The sequence below is a fragment of the Arenibaculum pallidiluteum genome (assembly GCF_017355985.1).
GTDB classification, from domain to species: domain Bacteria; phylum Pseudomonadota; class Alphaproteobacteria; order Azospirillales; family Azospirillaceae; genus Arenibaculum; species Arenibaculum pallidiluteum.
The window spans coordinates 51,805-69,531 of the sequence record NZ_JAFIQU010000004.1; the positions used below are offsets into that span (position 1 = coordinate 51,805).

Genomic DNA, 17,727 nt, shown 5'->3' on the forward strand with positions numbered 1-17,727 from the left:
ATGAGAATGCTGCTTCTGCGCCTGCGGTCGAGCCCGCGTCTTGTCGCGCGCATGCTCGCCGCGTCCCTCGCGGCGAACCTCCTGGGCGTGGCCGCTTCCCTCTATGTCATGCTCGTCCTGAACAGGTACGTCTCGCACGGCGTCGACGCGACGCTGGCCGCGCTGACGGCCGGGGTCGTTCTGGCGATCTGCTTCGAGCATGTCTTCCGCCGCGTCCGGCTGCGCACCGCCGCTCATTTCGGCCGGGCCGACAACGAGCGGACGGCGACGGGAGTCTTCGGGATCCTCCTGACCGCCCGTCCCTCGGCGGAAGCGCAGGGAGATGCGTCGAAGCGCGAGGCCGCCCGCGCCGCCGACACGATCGATACGGTATACGGGCCGGCCAATCTGGCCGCGCTCTTCGACCTGCCCTTCGCGGCCGTCTTCATCGTGCTCGTCATGCTGATCAGCTGGCCGCTCGCCCTGATCTGCGCGTTCAGCATCCTGATCGCCACCGCGGCCGGAATTCTCGCCCAGGCGGACATGCGCACCGCCGGCGCGGAGCTGTCCCAGTCGGCCGCGGAGGCCCAGGGCCTCGTCAACACGGCGATCCAGAACCGAGAGACCGTCGCGGCCTTCGCGGGGGCCCGCCCCCTGATGGCCGAGTGGCAGCGGAACCAGCGCGCCCTGCGGGCGCTGCGCGAGCGCCTGTCGTCCTCGCAGGGCCGCGCCCAGGCGCTCTCGCAGAGCCTCCAGGCGCTCCAGGGCGTCTTCGTGATCGCGGTCGGCGCCGTGCTCGTCGTTCGCGGCGAGCTCGACGTCGGTGCGCTGATCGGCGCAAATCTGCTGGCCTCGAAGGCGCTGGCGCCGTTCTCCCGACTGGCGCAGATCGGCGAGAGCATGGCGATGGCGCGGCAGGCCCGCACCAAGCTCGAAGCCTTCGCACGGACGCCGGTCGAGCCCGGCGGCGGCGCGACGCTGATGCGCTATAGCGGCGGGCTGGAGTTCCGGGACGTCGGATTCGCGCCGCAGGGCGCCGCGGCGCCGCTCTTCAGCCATGTCAGCTTCATCCTGCCGGCCGGCGGTGTCCTCGCGCTCAAGGGCCGCAACGGTTCCGGGAAGAGCGCGGCCGCGCGGCTGATCGTCGGACTGGCCGAGCCGCGCGAAGGCGCCGTTCTCGCCGATGGCGTCGACATCCGGACCCTCCAGCCGGACTGGTGGCGCAGGCAAGTCGCCTATCTGCCGCAGGAGCCGACCTTCCTGAACATGACGATCCGGGACAACCTTCTGGCGGTCAATTCCCGGCTTTCGGACCAGGATATCCACGCCCTCCTGAAGAGGACCGGCGCCGACCGCGCCGTCGCGGCCTGCGCGCAGGGCATCGACACCAAGCTGCGAAGCCACGGGATGGAGCTGGCGGTCGGGCACCGGCGGCGCTTGGCGCTGGCGCGCGCGCTGGCGGGAGGCGGGCGGCTGGTGGTGCTCGACGAGCCGACGGACGGGCTGGATGCCGAAGGGACCGCCGTCATCTACCGGATCCTCATCGACCTTGCCCGGTCCGGCCATACCGTGGTCATCGCCTCGCACGATCCCCGTATCCTGCAGGGCGCCTCGCTGATCCTCGACCTCGACCAGATGGGCCGTCAGCCTTCGCGCGCGGCCCCGGAACCGTCGCTGAGCGCGTCATGACGGCACTTCCTCCCCGCCGCGGCAAGACGGCCGCCGAGTTCCTGCGAAGCTTCCCGGCGGTCGCGGCCCTGCCGCTGCGGCGCGGGGCCGCGACGCAGCCCGCGCCGAACGTCCTTCCCGGACAGGCGACCGCCACCGGCGACGATCCGCATCCCGGAACGGACGGCCTGTTCGCCGCCAGCTTCGCCCTCGTCGCGGTCCTTTTCGGCTGGGCGGCCTTCGCAGAGCTGAACGTCACCAGCACCGCCCCCGGGGACGTCGTGCCGCTGTCCTACAACCAGAGCGTCCAGCATTTCGAAGGCGGGATCGTGCGGGAGATCCTGGTCGCGGAAGGCGATGCGGTCCGGGCGGGGCAGGCTCTCGTCGAGCTCGACGAGACGAAGACGCGCGCAGAGCTCGACGAGCTCCAGGTCCGTCTATCGTCGCTGCGAGTGGACATCGCGCGGCTGGAGGCCGAGGTCGCAGGTCGCGAGACCGTCGTGTTTCCGACCGATCTCCTGACTGAGAAGGCGGAGCTGACGGCGCATGCGCGCGAGCTCTTCCGGGCCCGGCGCGAGCGCCTGGCCTCCGATGTGGAGATACAGCGCCAGGACATCGCGCAGCGCGAACAGGAGGTCGCGCAGGTCAGGGCCCGGATCGCCGGCGCGCAGACGACACTTGGACTGATCCGCGAGCAGCTCTCCATCAGCGACACGCTGCTCAAGCGCGAGATCACGAACCGGATGCGCCATATCGACCTTCTGCGCGACGAGGTCACGGTGTCGAGCGGGATCGCCAGCGACCGGGCTGCCGTCCTGCGCGCGGAGGCGGCCCTGTCGGAAGCGCGTTCCAAGCTCCTCTGGATCGCGAGGAAGTACGAGGAGGAGGCCCGGAGCGCGCTCGACGAGGCGCGTCGGAACCATTCCGAGCTGTCCCAGCGGCTTGCCCGCTTTCAGGACAATCTCGCCCGCTCGACGATGCGCGCGCCGGTCGACGGAATCGTCAAGACGCTGGCCGTCTCGACGCGCGGCGCCGTCGTCAAGCCCGGCGAGACGGTGGTCGAGCTCGTCCCCCGCGACGGCAAGCTCGTCGTCGACGCGCATCTGCCGGTCCAGGACATCGGCTATGTCCAGCCCGGACAGCCGGTTGTCGTGACGCTCGCCGGAGGCGACGCATCGCGCTTCGGCCATATCGAGGGCCATGTCCTTACGATCAGCCCAGACACGCTTCTGGATGAGAAGAAGCAGCCCTACTACAAGGTCCGTGTCGAGCTGCCATCCAGAACATTTCAATATGGTGGAAACAAATACGAGATTTCGCCCGGCGTAAAGGTTGTCTGCAGCATACTGACTGGAACGCGCACAATCCTGGGTTACGTCTTCTCGCCGCTTTTCAGCGGCTTCGGAAGAGCACTCCAGGAGCGTTAGATTCGATTTTGCACGGTTAACTTAGTATTTCCGATCGTCGGCGTAATAGGCACAGGGACGGCGCTGCTAACCGCGCCGTCCGCCGCCGGCGACGCCTCGGCTCGCCCTAATCCACGAAACACGGCTCCAAGGAGCGCCCGCCAAGCATGGCGCTGATCCCCCTGAAGCAGATGGCGTTCCGCTTCTCGCGGCTGACCAAAAGGGTCCGCTTCGCCCTGATCCTCCTGTCGGCGGTCGCCATCGCAGTCGCCGCCTCGCTCGTCGTCAGTGGCTTCATGGGCCAGGACGATCGCAAGCCGATCACGCTCGCCCTGGTCGGGCCGCTCAGCGGCTCGGACGCGCTCGTGGGACAGGCCATGCGGCAGGGCGCCCTGCTGCGCGTCGACGCCTTGAATGCCGCGGGCGGAATCGCAAACCGGCCGGTGGTGCTCAAGGCGTTCGACGACGAGGGGGATCCCACGAAGTCGCTGGACATCGCCCGCCGGCTCGCGCGCGACGGGACCGTCTGGGCGGTGCTGGGGCAGCATCCCGACACGATCGGCCGGGCGTCCGAGCTCTATGCCAGCAAGGGCATTCCCGTGATCTCGACGCGCCCTGCGGTCCGTCCGACCGAGGGGCCCGTCAACCCCTGGCTCTTCCACCTCAACTTCGAACGGCTCTACGAGGCGCGGTTCCTCGCCAACTACGTTCGCAACGTGGTCGGCGAGCCGACGGTGGCGATCGTGCGCGAGGACACCGAGCAGGCGGCCATGCTCGCCGCGCAGTTCGACAAGATCCTGCAGCGCTTCGGCACGAAGCTCGTGGAGCAGTGGACGTTCAAGCCCGGCGACACCGCCCCGGCTAACCTGGAGCCGCTCGCCCGCACCGTGAAGGAGAAGATGCCGACCGGCGCCATCGTCGTGCTGGGAGGCCCCGTCGATTCCGCCCGGATGGTGGTCGCGCTCCGGGATGCCAGCCTGCGCAACCTGATCGTCGGCCCGTCCGACATGGCGACGGCGGCCTTCCGCGCGGAGATCGTCGAACGCGCGAGGAACCAGGCGCCTGAAGCCTACGGGCATGGGCTGCTGGTATCCTCGCCCATCCTCTTCGACACCGCGAACGAGCGTGCCCAGCGGTTCTACGGCCAGTACGAGAAGCGATTCAGCGCCGTGCCCGACGCGATGTCGGCGATGGGCTACGACGGCGTCGACATGATCATCGACGCGATCGGCAAGGCCGTGCAGGCCGGAGCGCCCGACGACAGGGCGGGCGACGCGGTTAGGGCGCACATCGCCGGTCACGACCGGGCGGAGGCGGCGTTCCAGGGCAATGTCGGGACCTGGACCTTCGATGCCCGTGGAGCCGCCGGCGTTCCCGTGATGATGGCGACCTACAACGGGTTGAACCCGGTCGCCGCCCTGACGCAGCTGCAGCCGATCCGCGAGGTCGGCGTCTCGAACTTCCTCGAGGAGGTCTCGCGCGGCCGGGCGCTCTACGTGAACGACCGGTTCATGTACAAGACCGACGTCATCTATACCGGCGTCCAGCTCAACGAGATCCGGGACCTCAATCCCGACCGGAATGAGGCGACGCTGAACCTGACGGTCTGGTTCCGGTATCGCGGCAACTTCAATCCGGCCGACGTCGTCTTCGTCAATGCGCTGAAGCCCATCGATCTCGGCCGGCCGTACCGCGAGGAGCGCGGCGAGGTCACGACCTACGTGGCCTATCGTGTCGAGGAGCGCTTCTCCCTCAACTTCGCCGATGTCCGCCATCCCCACGGCAGCCATATCGCGGGTCTCAGCTTCCGCCACCGGACGCTGAACCGGAACAACGTGATGTTCGTGACCGACGTCCTCGGCATGTCGCTGGTCGACACCGGAGACTTCGTCAAGAAGGTGAAGGCGACGGCAGCGGCGGAAGGCGGCGTCGCCGTCGATCCCGGCTGGGGCGAACGCCTCCGGGGGATGCTGGACGGGCAATCCGAGGGGTCGACGCTGCTCGACCAGCTCCGGGGCAAGCGCGTGCTGGCCGGCTCGCCGGGGTGGCGCCTGTCCCGCGCCTGGATCTCGCAGGACGTCGTCTCGGTCAGCACCGAGGGCGATCCGAACTACGTCGGCTTCGGCCGGCCGCTGCCGGACTTCTCGCGCGTCGATTTCGGAGTCGTCGCCGTTCCGGACGCGCTTGCGGCGCGCGACGTCATACGGCGTGACTTCTTCGTGTATTTCGCGATCTTCGGCCTGGTCCTGGCAGTCTTCGCGGCCTTCATGGACCGCAAGGAACGCGGCCAGTTCTGGCGCATCCAGACCCTGTTCATGCGCATGGCGTCCTGGCCGCTGCTCCTGATGGCGACGGGCAACATCGCGCTCGACAGCGCCGTGGAGAACCTGCCTGGCAGCGGCATCCGCATCGTCGAGCAGGCCTTCGACGCGCTCTGGTGGATCGTTCCCGCGATCCTCGTCAGCCGCACCATGGAGCGCTTCCTCTGGACGCCGCTGGAGATCAAGAGCCAGCGGCGGATCCCCAACATCGTGCGCGGCTCCTCGACGCTGGTCGTCTTCGGCCTGGCCGTGTGCGGCATCGTGGCCTTCGTGCTGAAGCAGCCGATCACGAGCCTGCTGGCAGCCTCGGGCCTCGTCGGCATGGTGATCGGCCTAGCCATCCAGGCCAACATCGCCAACGTGTTCTCGGGAATTATCCTGAACATGGAACGGCCCTTCAAGATCGGCGACGCGATCCAGATCACGGACGTTGTGAAGGGCGAGGTCATCGACATGACCTGGCGCACAGTCCGCGTCCGGAACGCGGCGGGCTACACGGTCGCGATGCCGAACGCCAAGGTCTCCGAGGCGACCGTCATCAACTTCAGCAGCGTCGAGCGTGTGTTCGTTCGGCTGGAATACCATGCCGATCCCGCTTACGAGCCCGGGTTCATGTCGGCCCTGCTGTCGAGCGCGCTGCGCAGCGTCCAGGGGGCGCTGCCGAGCCCGACGGGCACCGCGCCCTTCGTCCGGTACGACGGGACGCGAAACCTGAACGGCCAGTGGCTCTCCAAGTACAACCTTTGCTTCTGGGTGCAGGACCACGACGCCAGCTTCTCGGTTCCCGAGCACGTCTGGCGCTCGATCTACCGGACCCTGGCCGAGAAGGGCATCGATCCCGCGCCACAGAGCCTGATCGAATCCTCCGATGCCGGCGCCAAGGCGCGCCTGGCCATCGCGAAGGATGCTCAGCCCGTCCCGGCATGACCTCTTGCTGGAATCCCCGATGAAGCACCATCCGAATTACCGGTTTTCCGCGCGCATGGCCGCCGCTGCGGCAGGCGCCCTCCTGACGGCGGCGTGCGGCACGTTCCGGCCGGCCGAGGCGCCGGCCGGCCGTGCAGGAGCCGGCTTCGTCGAGCGGGTCGCCGATGGCGCCTACGACATCGGCATCCGCTATCCCTCGCGCCGGAGCCGGTATGTGATGAACGTCGAGGACGACGGCGAGGTGCTGAGCGTGACCATGAGCCCCGTGGCCACCGCGACGGATCCGGGACCGCACGCCACCGCGGCGCCTCCGGCCGACCTCCAGCAGGCGGACCGCGTGGTCGAGCGCTGCAGGCCGGATGCCGGCAACTGGTATCGCCACACGCCGCTGGGCTACGTCTGCGTCGCCCAGGTCACGCCGGTGGCGGGCATCTCCGGTTCCGTCCGGTGACGGGGGCCCGCGTCATGTTCATGTGGCGAAGCAGCGGGCCCGATGTCCGGAGACGGTCCGTCCCGGCGGTGGCCGCATTCGCGGCGGCGCTCGCCCTGCAGGGCTGCGCCGGGACGCCCGCCGCCCCGTCGACCGAGCAGATCGCGCAGGGGAGCCTTGTCTCGCTGGTAGCCGACGCCGATTCCAACGGCGGGCAGCCGCTCGCGATCGATGTAGTCCGGGTCGCGGACGTGGGCCTGGACGCGCGCCTGTCGGAGATGGACGCCGCGCGCTGGTTCCGGGCACGGGAGCAGCTTCTGCGGGACAATCCCGGCCTGCTCGCCGTGACGTCCTGGGAGGTCGTGGCGGGACAGCGGATCTCGCTGCGCAGCCTTCCGCCGTTCGAAGGCACGCCGGTCTCCGTCGTCGTCTTCGCCCTGTACCAGACTCCCGGCACGCACCGGCTCCGCCTGTCGCCGGAGGATCCCGTGCATCTCGCCCTGGGCGCCCGGGACTTCCGGACCACGGCAGGTCAGGCACGCTAGGACGTTCGGTCATGACGGCGGAAACACTGGCTGAAACGGCGCCGGCCGGCCCGGCATCGGCGGACGGCACGAGGCTGATGGACCTGTTCCGTGCGGTTCACGGGATAATAGTCGACGGCCGCGCCGCCGGCATACCCGGCTCCCCCGACATCGAGCGCGTCGGGGCGCTCCTGCGCGAAGCGGTGGAGCAGGCCCCGCAGAATGTCGAGCGGGCGAGGGCGGTCTTCGCGATTGCCGCCTATGCGGACGAGACATTCGCGGCCGCGGGCGCACCATCCGACCTGAAGGCTCTGCTGTTCGGGCCGAACGCCACGGTCGAGCTCCTGTTCCGCCACATCAACGATCTCCTCCGCCGGGGGAGCTCGGAGCCGGACCTCGCATCGGTCTACCTCGCCGTGCTCACCCTCGGATTTCCCGCCGCGCAGGCGGCGGCCGGGCAGGAAGCCGCGTCGGGACGCCGGCTGCAGCTTCATCATCTCCTGAGCGGCGAGAAGGTGCCGGCCACCCGCATCAGCGCGCAGGCCTACGCGCAGCAGGATGGAGCTGCCGCACCCGCCATGCCGGCCCGTCTTCCGTCCTCCCGGGGCTGGTGGGGTGCCGTGGCTGCGACCTTCCTCGCCTTCCTGGTCGCCTCGCATCTCGTCTGGACCGGCGCGACGGCCGGGATCGCCCGCGATCTCGCAGCCGCCCGCGCCATCGCGGAAAACCAGGGGCTGACATGGTCGCGCTGATCCTGACGCTTGTCGGCGGCCTGCTGTCCGCCGCCCTTTCGGCGACCGTGATGCTTCTCCCCTTTGCGCTTCCGGCCGGGGCGGCGTATCTCGCCTATGCCGGGCTGCGCCGCATGAAGCGCGGGATCGGGGCGGCTATGGGCGGTCAACGTCGGGCGCCGCCGCGTCGGCCTGCAGCACCGGCGCGCAAGCCCGCCCGCCGCTCCTGGAAGCTTCCCGGCTGGCCCCGCCCGCGAAGCCGGACACCCGATCCGGAGCGTCGCGAGCCCGTCCTCGCCCCATCGGAGCCTGTCCCGGCCGGGCCGAAGCCCCGGGCCGCCGCAACTCAGCTCCCGCTCAATGTCAGGACGGCCGTGCCCGCCACGGGGCCCGAGCGGCATGCGGCCGGAGCGTCCGGTGCAGCGTCGCCGGTCGAGATCTACTGGGACGGCTGGTCCGTCCTGAAGGGGCAGGTGCCCCAGCAGATTCACGCCGCCCAGGTCCCCTGGTTCCTGTCCCTTGGGGCGTCCGGCGATGCCGGGACGAACGCCGTGTTCACCCGGAATCCCGCCAATATAGCCTGGCCCGGCCCCCCCGAGGCCCCTTGCACCTGGTGGTTCTGCGAGGGTGGGGTGGTCTTCGATGTCTCCGCGCGCGTCGCAGGATTCGGTGGCGAGACCGGCGCGGACTGGCGCGACCTTATCGATGCCCTCGCCGACCACCGGTTCGGGCGGCCGCTGGACGGGATTCTCCTTTTCGTGGGTGTCGGGGACCTGCTTCCGGCCGCGGCGGCCGCGGCCTCCCAGCGCCAGCCCGGGGCCGTCCTGAACGCGAGGATCCGCGATCTCCGCCGGCACCTCGGCACCACCTGCCCGGTGTCGATCGTGCTGACGGGGTGCGAGACACTGGCGGGGCTCCCGGAATTCGCCCGCGCCCTGCCGAACGAGCTGGCGGAGACGCTCCTTGGCTGGTCGGCCGACCAGCCCATCGGGCCCGATCCCGCCGGCACCGTGCTGAACTCAATCGCCACGGATATCGAGGCGCTGGAAACCGAGCTCCTCGCCAGCGATGCCTGGGACCGCGGGCACGAATCTCTTCTCCGGCTTCCGGCGAGCATCCGGTCGCTGACGCCGCGGCTGGGCGGCTTCCTGCAGGATCTCCTGCGCACCGATCCGGCCGAGGAGCCCATCGCGCTGCACGGGGTCTACATGACCGGCGAGTTGCCGGAGCCCGACGGGGCGCGCCCGGTCTTCTCCCGGGATCTTCTGCCGTGCAAGCTCCTGGTCGAGACGGGCCTCGGCCAGCCGACGCGGAGCGCCCGTTCCGCCGCGCGGCGCCGCGTGCGGGCGGCGCAAGCATCCCTTGCCGTCACGGCTTCGGTGCTGGCCGGCATCGCGTGGCTCCAGACAGGACGCCTGACCGAGAGAGCCGCGGGCTTCGGCGGTGCGGTCGCGGAGATCCGGCGCAATCTCCAGCACCCCGACCCGGAGGCCGCACAGAGCATCCTTCCCGCCGTGGCCGCGATCAGCAGCGCCCGCCTCGCGACGCCATGGCTCCCGACATCGCTTCTGTCGACGCTGGACGAGGACAGGCGCGGGATCGCGGGCATCGCAGTGGAGCGCCTCGTTCTCGATCCCGCGCGAAGGCACATCCGGCAAGGGTCGGATGCCGGCGTGTCCGGCGGCGGGGCCGCGGACGCTTCCGTCCTCCGCGACCTGGATCAGCTGCCGTCCTACCGTCTCCTGGCAGAGCATCTGGAGCGGAGCGCCTCGCTGCGGAACGTCTCTGCGCACCTCGAGCGGCTGCGCCGGACGGGGAGCTTCTCCGATCTCGCGATCCTGGCTGGCGTCGACCCGGCGGCGCTTCCCGCCGCCGATGAAGGCTTTATCGCCGACCTCCTCCGCGGGGCCGAACTGCCGGCCAACGACGTCGCGGACGATCTCCCCGGGAAGGTGCGCGCGGAGACCCGGCGCCTTGCCGGGATCCTGGCCGAGGACCTGTTCGTCCGGAACGGCCTGCGCGCGCGACGGGACGAGGCCGTTGGCGCTCTGCGCCGTCTCGGCGAGGAGGCGAGCCGCGGACCGGTTTCGCTCGAGGCGATGGAGGCCGTCGCTCACGCGGTCCGGGAGCTCGAGGCCTCCGTGCAGCACCCCGCCGGCGCCATGGCCCTCGCGGCAGGACCGGACCTCCCGCCGCCGGTCGCGGCGATCCTGGACCGGGCCGCGAATGCGGACCTGCCGGGGCCCGGCACTGTGGCCGAGGTCCGCGAGCTGCTCGGCGGGGCAGGGCGCGTCTTGCGGTCCGACCTGCTTGGGTCGGAGGCGCCTTTTGCCGGGCCGCTCTTCACCAGGACGGCAGCGGGGGCGTACCGCCTCTCCGAGGAGCTGGTCTCGTTCGGGCGCGTGATGGACGCGCTGCCGCGCCAGTCCTTCATGGCCGAGGCCGGCGCGTCCCGTGGCGCTGCCGGCATCGAGGCGGCCGAGCGGATCAGGGCCGAGCACCGCGAGTTCATGGCCGCCATCCGGCTTCCCGAGCCGCTCGGCAGAAGCCTGCGCGAGACGGCGGGGCGGCGCATGGCCGAGAACGTGCTCGCCCGCATCGAGGCATTCCTGGGGGACCAGCAGCCGGCCGGGGAGGATCCCTCCGTGCTGGCAGGCATCATGGCGCGCTCACATGCGCTTTCCGCCGAGGTCCGGTCTCTTGCCGGCACCGACGCTCCGGTCGCGATCGACCGGAAGCTTCGGACCCTGGCCGCCAAGCTGCTCGCCAAGGCGGATGCATCGACAGGCCTGGACGCCGCCTACGCCCCGGCCCTGGCCGGCGCCAAGGCATGGAACGGCGAGGCGGGGGCGATGGCGAAGGCCTTCGAGGTCGGCGCCGCCGGAAACCTGCCAGCCCATCTTGCCCAGATCCGCGACCGCCTCGGCCGGCAGATCCGGCCGCTCGTCGGACCGGCGCTCGAATTCCTCGGCAAGGGCGACGGCGAACCCGAGGCCGCGCAGCGATGGCGCGCCACCCTGGCGGCACTCGACGCCTCCGGCGGCAGCCTCGCCGCGCTGGAACGCCTTGTCTCCACGGCCGACGGCCTGACCGCGGACAATTGCGGCGAGCGCCTTGCGCAGCTTCGGAGCCCCGGGGGCACTGACGTCTTCGCGCGCACGCATGGCCAGGCGCTGGCCAGCCTTCTAGACCGCTGCACGACCCCGCCCAGATCCGCACAGCCGCCGCAGGCGGTCGAGGCTGCGCTGCCAAGGATCGCGACCGCGTTCCGGCCGCTGTCGGGCAGGTTCCCCTTCGTCGCCTCCGCAGGTCCGGCTCCGGCGTCCGAGGCGGATCCCGACGAGGTTCGGCGCTTCTATCGCCTGTACGACTCGCTGAAGCCGCAGCTCCGCGAGGAGATCGCCGCAAGCGGGCCGCAGAGGGCCGTCGAGCTCCGCCTGTTCTTCGAGCGGATCGAGGCGACGCGTCCGCTCCTGGACGGCATCCTGGGTTCGGGCGGACGCGCGCCGCGGCCGCTGCGCGCCAGGTTCGCCCTCGAGGCAGGGCACCCCGGCGCCACCGGCGCCAGCCAGATCATAGACTGGTCGATCCGGGCAGGGCAGGCGACGACCGGCTCTGGGACCGACGGGGTTCTCGACTGGACGCCCGGCGAGCGGATCCAGCTCTCCTTCCGCTGGGCCGCGGGATCGCGCTACCGGCCGGGCCGATATGGCGATGCGGGCTCGACCTCCGTCTCGGACGACACCGCGGTCATCTCCGAGCGGGGGCCATGGGCGCTGCTGCGCCTGATGCGGCAGCGGCCGGCAGGGGCCGGCAGCAGAGACGGCGGCGGCGACCTGGTCCGCATCGCGATCCCGACCCGCATGCTCTCGGGTGCGCCGGCACCGGATACGATCGTCTTCCTTGGGATCCGCCTGCTGGCCGACCTCCCGGGGCGCGAGCCCGCAGCGACACGGCTCCCGGTCTTCCCGGACCGCTTCCCCGGATAAGCCTGCCGCAACGCATTCATGGCCTCCTTCAGAGAATGGACACGACAATGATTGAAGGGACCTCCCGCAGACGGGAAGCCCGCTCATCCCGGAACCGCAGCCTCCTGGCGCTCCTGCTGGCGGTCCTCGCCTGCTTCGCGTCCGGCCCGGCCATGGCGGAATTCTGGACCGTCTCGTCGGAATCCTACTTCCCGCCCTACAACTTCACCCTCAAAGGGAAGCGCACGGGAATGGATACCGAGATCGTCGAGGCGATGCTGGCGCGTCTCGGCAAGACACCGGTCCACCGGCCCGGGGCCTGGTCGGACGTCGTCAAGGACCTCGACACGAACCAGACCGACATCGCCTTCCAGTTCCTGGGCTCGGGCAAGCGCGCCAGGATCCACACGATGATCGGCCCCTACCGGGACAGCACGACCGTCATCATGACGCGCAAGGATTCGCCCATCGTCTTCGAGAGCATCGAGGATCTGCGCGGGCTCAAGATCGGCGTCGTCAGCGGCTTCGACTATTCGCCGGAATTCGACAGGTCCGACGTCTTCACGCGCCTGGTCTCCAGCGGCAACGTAATCAACTTCCGCCGCCTGATGCTCGGCCGCGTCGACGCGATCGTCGGCGACCGCGAGGTGCTGAAGTTCCAGGCGGAATCCGACGGGCATGCCGATGCGGTGCGAATTCTCCCCAAGCCCCTGAACGTGACGCCCCGCTACATCGCGGTCCCGAAGGAGCGCAAGGAGAAGGCCGAGATGCTGCAGGCCGCTTTCGAGGAGATCAAGGCCGACGGCACGCTCGCCCGGATCATCAAGACCTGGATCCCGCAGGACGAGTGATCCCGCCGGATCGCAGGTCGGATACCCGGCCCCGCGAACCAACCGGGCGGAGCAGGGCAGGGCAGGGGCCTGGACCGCTCGGCGCCCAACGGTGGGCAGGGGCGGGCCGCGACGGCCGCGCACGCGGCAATGGAGGCGACGGTCCCGCCCGCGCGTCACCGCGCTAGTTCACGCGCTGCCATTCGACGACGATCCTGGTTCCTTCGGGGCGCCGAAAGCTCTCCGTCATCCGGTCGCCCCTGACGGTAAAGGTCAGTTCGTTGCGCGTGCGGACGCTGCCGATCCAGTTCGGGAAGGTGGAACCCTCGACGCGATTGCCGCTGAACTCGCCGTTCTCATCGACGGTGTAGGTGCCGAAGAAGCCGATGCTGCGCGCCATGGCAGCCCTGTTCTCGGCATCGGTGCCTTCGCCCCGCACGTTGGACGCAAATTTCGGCGTGCTGGCATCCGTCAGCACGATGACGAAGTGCATGTCCGGCGTGAAGGTCAGCAGGCCGTTCGGCCGCTCACCATAGGCCGGCAGGTTCCGTCCCTCGGGATCGATCTGCGCCGAGATCAGCCGCCAAGTGCCCAGGACCTGATTGCGCGCCGGCGACTGAGCATGGGAGGCGGTGCCGGCCGCTCCGATCAGAACGGCCAGGAGGATGGGAAGGATAGGGCGGATCGACATGCTCTTCACCTCACGCGCTGCCATTCGACGAGGATCCTGGTTCCTTCGGGGCGCCGAAAGCTCTCCGTCATCCGGTCGCCCCAGACGGTAAAGGTCAGTTCGTTGCGCGTGCGGACGCTGCCGACCCAGTTCGGGAAGGTGGAACCCTCGATGCGATTGCCGCTGAACTCGCCGTTCTCATCGATGGTGTAGGTGCCGAACAGGCCGAGGCTGCGGGACATGGCGGCGCGGTTCTCCGTGTCGGTGCCTTCCCCGCGCACATCCGAGGCAAATCTCGGAAGCGAGCCGTCCACCAGCACCTCGACGAAGCGCATGTCCGGCGTGAAGGTCAGCAGGCCGTCGGCCCGCTCGCCGTAAGCCGGCTGGTTCCGTCCTTCAGGGTCGATCTGCGCGGAGACCAAGCGCCAGGTCCCCACAACCTGGTTGCGGGGCGGCACCTGCGCATGAGCGCTCGCCGCCGATGCGCCGATCAGGACGGCCAGGACAAAAGGACGGGCGGACATCATCTGCTCCTCATTTCGTCACGTCATCGAAGGGTGGGCAGCATTGAGCGCCGAAGAACCTCTCCGCCTTCATGCCGGCCCATGACCGATCTGGCCCATGCGACATTCATGAACAATCGGCGATGGCTCCAACACCCAGTTGAGCACTTTTCATCAATGCGACGGGTTCGGGCGCAGGAATCCTGATGCTCGGGTCTCCAGCCGGAGTTCCGTCCCGGAACCAGTTTGCGTCGGCGGGCGACCGAGGCCGGCCTCGTCCCCGAGCCGGCGCCGGATCGACGTGCAGATTGTTGGTCACATTCGCATGATCGGCCGCAACGCCGCCCCTCGCATGAGGATCCTGCATCTATGAAGCAGCCCACGCTTGCCGAGCTGACAGCGTTCCTCCACGTCGCGGAGCACCTGAGCTTTCGTCGGGCAGCCGTTGCGCTGGGGCTGTCGCCCTCCGCCCTGAGCCACACAATCAGGGGGCTCGAGGCGCGGCTGGGCGCGCCGCTGATCAACCGGACGACGCGGAGCGTGGCGCTGACGGAAGCCGGGCTGCGGTTGGCGGAGCGGCTCAGGCCCGCCGTCACGAGCATCGCCGAGGCGATCTCCGAGCTTGCCGAAGACGGCGACAGGCTCGTGGGAAGGATCTGCATCAGTACGATGGAGTATGGCGGCCGGCTCCTGATCGGCGACGTCATCGGAGAATTCCAGGCCAGCCATCCGGAGGTGGAGTTCGAGATCTGCGTGGATCATGCGCTCGTGGATATCGTCGGGAGCGGATGTGACGCCGGCGTCCGGTTTCGCGACCAGGTGCCGCCCGACATGGTCGCGGTTCCCATCGGCCCACCGGTCTCGATGGTGGCCTTCGCCTCGCCGGGCTATCTCGACGGACGAACCCATCCCGCCGTGCCGAGTGACCTGCTGACCCACAGGTGCATACGTCAACGCTTGGCGACGGGCGCCATATACCGCTGGCAGTTCGAATGCGACGGACGCGCGGTCGCGATTGACCCGCAGGGACCGCTGACCTGCAACAATCTCGGTCTAATCGTGCTGGCGGCGCTGCGCGGCCTTGGGATCGGCTTCGCGCCATCCCACCATGTCAGGCCGTTCCTTGAATCCGGTGAGCTCGTTCAGCTGCTCGCGGAGTTCTCTCCGTCCTTTGAAGGGCACTGCCTCTACTATCCCCGAAGCCGACATCGAACCCGCACGTTCGCCGCGTTTATCGAGCACGTGCGCTCACGGTCGGGATCGATCGCGGGCGGAGCAGGGCAGACTAGTCCCCGTATGCCCAGCATGCGGTCCACCTAACCGGACGCGGCGTTTCAGGATAATCCGGCAAGTTCTTGGCTTTGGGCCATAAACACCGAGTTGCGGCGATGCCCGCTGTCGCGTCGCACGAAGGGAGCCGGCGCTGGCTCCCGTACGCCGCCGCCGTTAAGATGCCCCTGCGTTCATCCGGCCCAGGTGCAGGATGGGCGGCCTGTCACCGCCGGGAACGCGCAGGATCCTCCAACCGGGGATCTTCGGGCCGGGCTCCTGGACCGGAGGGAGCGGCATCCAGGCGTGGATGCCGTAGCGGCGGGCTTGGGATAAGAGCCGCCAGCAGCCGGCCTGAGCGATCGGAAAAGCCCAGCCCTCACCCGCACCATTTATTTTCCATAATATATCTTATGCGATCTCCGTTAGGCGCCCTTCCGGACTTGCGGGCGCGCTCCCTTGTTGCCGGACCTGCGTTTCCGGGTTCTGTCCGGCCCCCCATCGCGCACACCTGACCGTCTCCGTTGTGGCGCACATCCCGCCCCGAATTTCGCGCAGATGCCGGCGCCGCAATCCCGGTTCGACCTCGTCGCCCAGCGAGCCTCACAACAAGGTTCTTGGGCGGAGCCCGTGCTTGACCGCTTCCTTCGTGCCTGGCCGCTTCCTTATCGCAACGCGGGCTCCCAAAGGTGACCCCGGCAATCCCTGGCTTTCAAACCCAGCCTGGGCTAAACAATGAAGGAATGGCTCACAACCCTTTGAGATCGCTACGGAATTTGACTTTTCTAAGTGCGAGGGCTACAAGCCGCCGAGCTCTTTGGGAAATTCAGCCATGAACATGGCCGCGACCGCCGTCCTCGCATTCGGCATGTCGATGGACGCCTTCGCGGCCTCCGTCGGCAAGGGCGCCGCCCTACACCGCCCTCGCCTCACCGAGGCCCTGAGGACCGGAATGGTTTTCGGCGCCATCGAGACCGCGACGCCGGTTCTCGGTTGGGCGCTCGGCGCTGCCGCGAGCGAGCACGTCGCGGACTGGGATCACTGGCTGGCCTTCGTACTGCTCCTGGCGCTGGGCGGCCGCATGATCCACGCGGGCACGCGGCGAACGTCCGACGAGGCGCCGACGCGCAGCCGCCATCCCCTCGGCCTGCTGATCGCCACCGCCATTGGAACCAGCCTGGACGCGCTGGCGGCCGGCGCCGGGCTCGGCCTGCTCGGCGTCGACATCATCCACACCGCGGCGGCGATCGGGATCGCGACACTTTTGATGGCGACCTGTGGCGTGCTGATCGGGCGGTTCGTCGGCCCTCTGATGGGGCGCCGCGCCGAGATCGCCGGAGGGCTGGTCCTGATCGGCATGGGCACCCAGATCCTGGTCCAGCATCTCGCGGCTTGACGCCGCGACACTGCGCGCGAGCCCACGCTACCGGCGTCGGTTGCTTCAGAATGAGGCTACGTCATGCACACACATTCGCTGCAGCCCTGGCAGCACGAGCACAGCTTCGGGCAGGAGCGTCAGTCCGCCGGGGAAAGGCGCACGCTGGCAGTCGTCGTTCTGACGCTCGCAACGATGCTGGCCGAGATCGCGGGCGGGTTCGCCTTCGGATCCATGGCCCTGCTCGCCGACGGCGTTCACATGGCCTCCCATGCGCTCGCACTGGGGATTTCGGTCTTCGCCTATGTCTACGCGCGACGGCATGCGCGGGACGCCCGCTTCAGCTTCGGCACCGGCAAGGTCGGCACGCTGGCGGGGTTCGCGAGCGCCCTGCTGCTCGGCATCATAGCGCTCGGCATGCTGTGGGAGAGTGCCGCGCGGATCTATGCGCCCTCCGACATCGCCTTTGACCAGGCAATCATGGTCGCGGTGCTCGGGCTTGCCGTGAATGTCGCGAGCGCGCTGATCCTGGGACACGGTCACGGCCATCATCACGATGCCCACGATCATGATCGTGATCACGCTCACCATCACGACGACGGACACGCACATCGTCATTCCCATGGAGCGGCCGAGCATGACGATCACAACCTGCGCTCGGCCTATCTGCACGTCGTCGCCGACGCGGTCACCTCGGTCCTAGCAATCGCGGCGCTGCTCGGGGGCAAGTACATGGACGCCGACTGGCTGGATCCGCTCATGGGTGTCGTCGGCGCGGTCCTGGTCGCCAACTGGTCGCGCGGCCTGCTCCGGGACAGCGGCCGCGTGCTGCTGGACTGGCAGGCCCCTCCGGACGTCAGCGAGGCGCTGCGCCGATCCGTCGAACGCGACGGCGACCGCGTCGCCGACCTGCATGTTTGGTCCATCGGTCCCGGAATCCACGCGGCGATCGTCAGCATCGTCACGCATGATCCAAGGCCGCCGGGACACTACCACGGTCTGGTTCCCCCGCATCTCGCCGTCCGGCACCTCAGCGTCGAGGTCCATCGCTGCGGCTGAACCGACGCGGCCCCCTGCCCGGCCCCCTGCCCGGCCCCCTGCCCGGCCCCGCCGCCGACCTGCAGCT

Annotated in this window: 13 protein-coding genes; 11 read left to right on the top strand and 2 right to left on the bottom strand. The window is 69.3% G+C overall.

Annotation, left to right across the window (positions count from 1 at the left end; genetic code table 11):
- The 8 genes from JUB13_RS10230 (at position 1) to JUB13_RS10265 (ending at position 12,805) form a co-directional block, all read left to right on the top strand.
- Positions 1–1,668: an ATP-binding cassette domain-containing protein gene (locus tag JUB13_RS10230; RefSeq protein ID WP_207478714.1), complete on the top strand. Its 1,668-nt coding sequence runs from the start codon at positions 1–3 to the stop codon at positions 1,666–1,668.
- Entirely contained in the window at positions 1,665–3,074 is a 1,410-nt protein-coding gene (locus JUB13_RS10235) for an HlyD family type I secretion periplasmic adaptor subunit (protein ID WP_207478715.1), read from the top strand. Before JUB13_RS10230 ends, JUB13_RS10235 begins: the two co-directional genes overlap by 4 nt.
- 146 nt (positions 3,075–3,220) lie before the next feature.
- Positions 3,221–6,301 (top strand): ABC transporter substrate-binding protein, encoded by a 3,081-nt coding sequence (locus JUB13_RS10240; RefSeq protein WP_207478716.1) that lies wholly within the window; start codon positions 3,221–3,223, stop codon positions 6,299–6,301.
- 19 nt (positions 6,302–6,320) lie between these two features.
- A complete protein-coding gene (locus JUB13_RS10245; protein WP_207478717.1) occupies positions 6,321–6,752 on the top strand; it encodes a hypothetical protein in 432 nt (143 codons plus the stop codon).
- Between the two features lie 68 nt (positions 6,753–6,820).
- Positions 6,821–7,276 (top strand): hypothetical protein, encoded by a 456-nt coding sequence (locus JUB13_RS10250; protein WP_207478718.1) that lies wholly within the window; start codon positions 6,821–6,823, stop codon positions 7,274–7,276.
- A gap of 11 nt (positions 7,277–7,287) precedes the next feature.
- Positions 7,288–8,007, top strand: a complete 720-nt coding sequence (locus JUB13_RS10255; RefSeq protein WP_207478719.1) for a DotU family type IV/VI secretion system protein — start codon at positions 7,288–7,290, stop codon at positions 8,005–8,007.
- A complete protein-coding gene (locus JUB13_RS10260) occupies positions 7,995–11,975 on the top strand; it encodes a type VI secretion system protein (protein ID WP_207478720.1) in 3,981 nt (1,326 codons plus the stop codon). The genes JUB13_RS10255 and JUB13_RS10260 overlap by 13 nt, the downstream gene beginning before the upstream one ends.
- Positions 11,976–12,022: 47 nt before the next feature.
- Positions 12,023–12,805: a substrate-binding periplasmic protein gene (locus JUB13_RS10265; RefSeq protein WP_207478721.1), complete on the top strand. Its 783-nt coding sequence runs from the start codon at positions 12,023–12,025 to the stop codon at positions 12,803–12,805.
- Between the two features lie 163 nt (positions 12,806–12,968).
- Here JUB13_RS10265 and JUB13_RS10270 read toward each other — a convergent pair whose 3' ends face one another.
- Together JUB13_RS10270 and JUB13_RS10275 are read right to left on the bottom strand one after the other, a co-directional pair.
- The gene (locus JUB13_RS10270; protein ID WP_236024868.1) at positions 12,969–13,499 is read right to left on the bottom strand and encodes a lipocalin-like domain-containing protein; all 531 of its coding nucleotides are present in this window, start codon (positions 13,497–13,499) and stop codon (positions 12,969–12,971) included.
- Positions 13,481–13,978, bottom strand: coding sequence for a lipocalin-like domain-containing protein (locus JUB13_RS10275; protein ID WP_207478722.1), 498 nt, complete (start codon positions 13,976–13,978; stop codon positions 13,481–13,483). The genes JUB13_RS10270 and JUB13_RS10275 overlap by 19 nt, the downstream gene beginning before the upstream one ends.
- Positions 13,979–14,326: 348 nt before the next feature.
- Here JUB13_RS10275 and JUB13_RS10280 point away from each other — a divergent pair, with 348 nt between their 5' ends.
- From JUB13_RS10280 to dmeF, 3 genes are all read left to right on the top strand, one after another.
- Entirely contained in the window at positions 14,327–15,277 is a 951-nt protein-coding gene (locus JUB13_RS10280) for a LysR family transcriptional regulator (RefSeq protein ID WP_207478723.1), read from the top strand.
- A 781-nt stretch (positions 15,278–16,058) separates the two neighbouring features.
- Positions 16,059–16,622, top strand: coding sequence for a manganese efflux pump MntP (gene mntP, locus JUB13_RS10285; RefSeq protein ID WP_207478724.1), 564 nt, complete (start codon positions 16,059–16,061; stop codon positions 16,620–16,622).
- A 63-nt stretch (positions 16,623–16,685) separates the two neighbouring features.
- Positions 16,686–17,660, top strand: coding sequence for a CDF family Co(II)/Ni(II) efflux transporter DmeF (dmeF, locus tag JUB13_RS10290; protein ID WP_207478725.1), 975 nt, complete (start codon positions 16,686–16,688; stop codon positions 17,658–17,660).
- Positions 17,661–17,727: the final 67 nt, after the last annotated feature.

Bases quoted from the DNA above. Each gene is read 5' to 3' on its own strand.
- JUB13_RS10230 (WP_207478714.1), top strand. From the start codon at position 1: ATGAGAATGCTGCTTCTGCGCCTGCGGTCGAGCCCGCGTCTTGTCGCG.
- JUB13_RS10235 (WP_207478715.1), top strand. From the start codon at position 1,665: ATGACGGCACTTCCTCCCCGCCGCGGCAAGACGGCCGCCGAGTTCCTG.
- JUB13_RS10240 (WP_207478716.1), top strand. From the start codon at position 3,221: ATGGCGCTGATCCCCCTGAAGCAGATGGCGTTCCGCTTCTCGCGGCTG.
- JUB13_RS10245 (WP_207478717.1), top strand. From the start codon at position 6,321: ATGAAGCACCATCCGAATTACCGGTTTTCCGCGCGCATGGCCGCCGCT.
- JUB13_RS10255 (WP_207478719.1), top strand. From the start codon at position 7,288: ATGACGGCGGAAACACTGGCTGAAACGGCGCCGGCCGGCCCGGCATCG.
- JUB13_RS10260 (WP_207478720.1), top strand. From the start codon at position 7,995: ATGGTCGCGCTGATCCTGACGCTTGTCGGCGGCCTGCTGTCCGCCGCC.
- JUB13_RS10265 (WP_207478721.1), top strand. From the start codon at position 12,023: ATGATTGAAGGGACCTCCCGCAGACGGGAAGCCCGCTCATCCCGGAAC.
- JUB13_RS10270 (WP_236024868.1), bottom strand. From the start codon at position 13,499: ATGGCAGCGCGTGAGGTGAAGAGCATGTCGATCCGCCCTATCCTTCCC.
- JUB13_RS10275 (WP_207478722.1), bottom strand. From the start codon at position 13,978: ATGTCCGCCCGTCCTTTTGTCCTGGCCGTCCTGATCGGCGCATCGGCG.
- JUB13_RS10280 (WP_207478723.1), top strand. From the start codon at position 14,327: ATGAAGCAGCCCACGCTTGCCGAGCTGACAGCGTTCCTCCACGTCGCG.
- mntP (WP_207478724.1), top strand. From the start codon at position 16,059: ATGAACATGGCCGCGACCGCCGTCCTCGCATTCGGCATGTCGATGGAC.
- dmeF (WP_207478725.1), top strand. From the start codon at position 16,686: ATGCACACACATTCGCTGCAGCCCTGGCAGCACGAGCACAGCTTCGGG.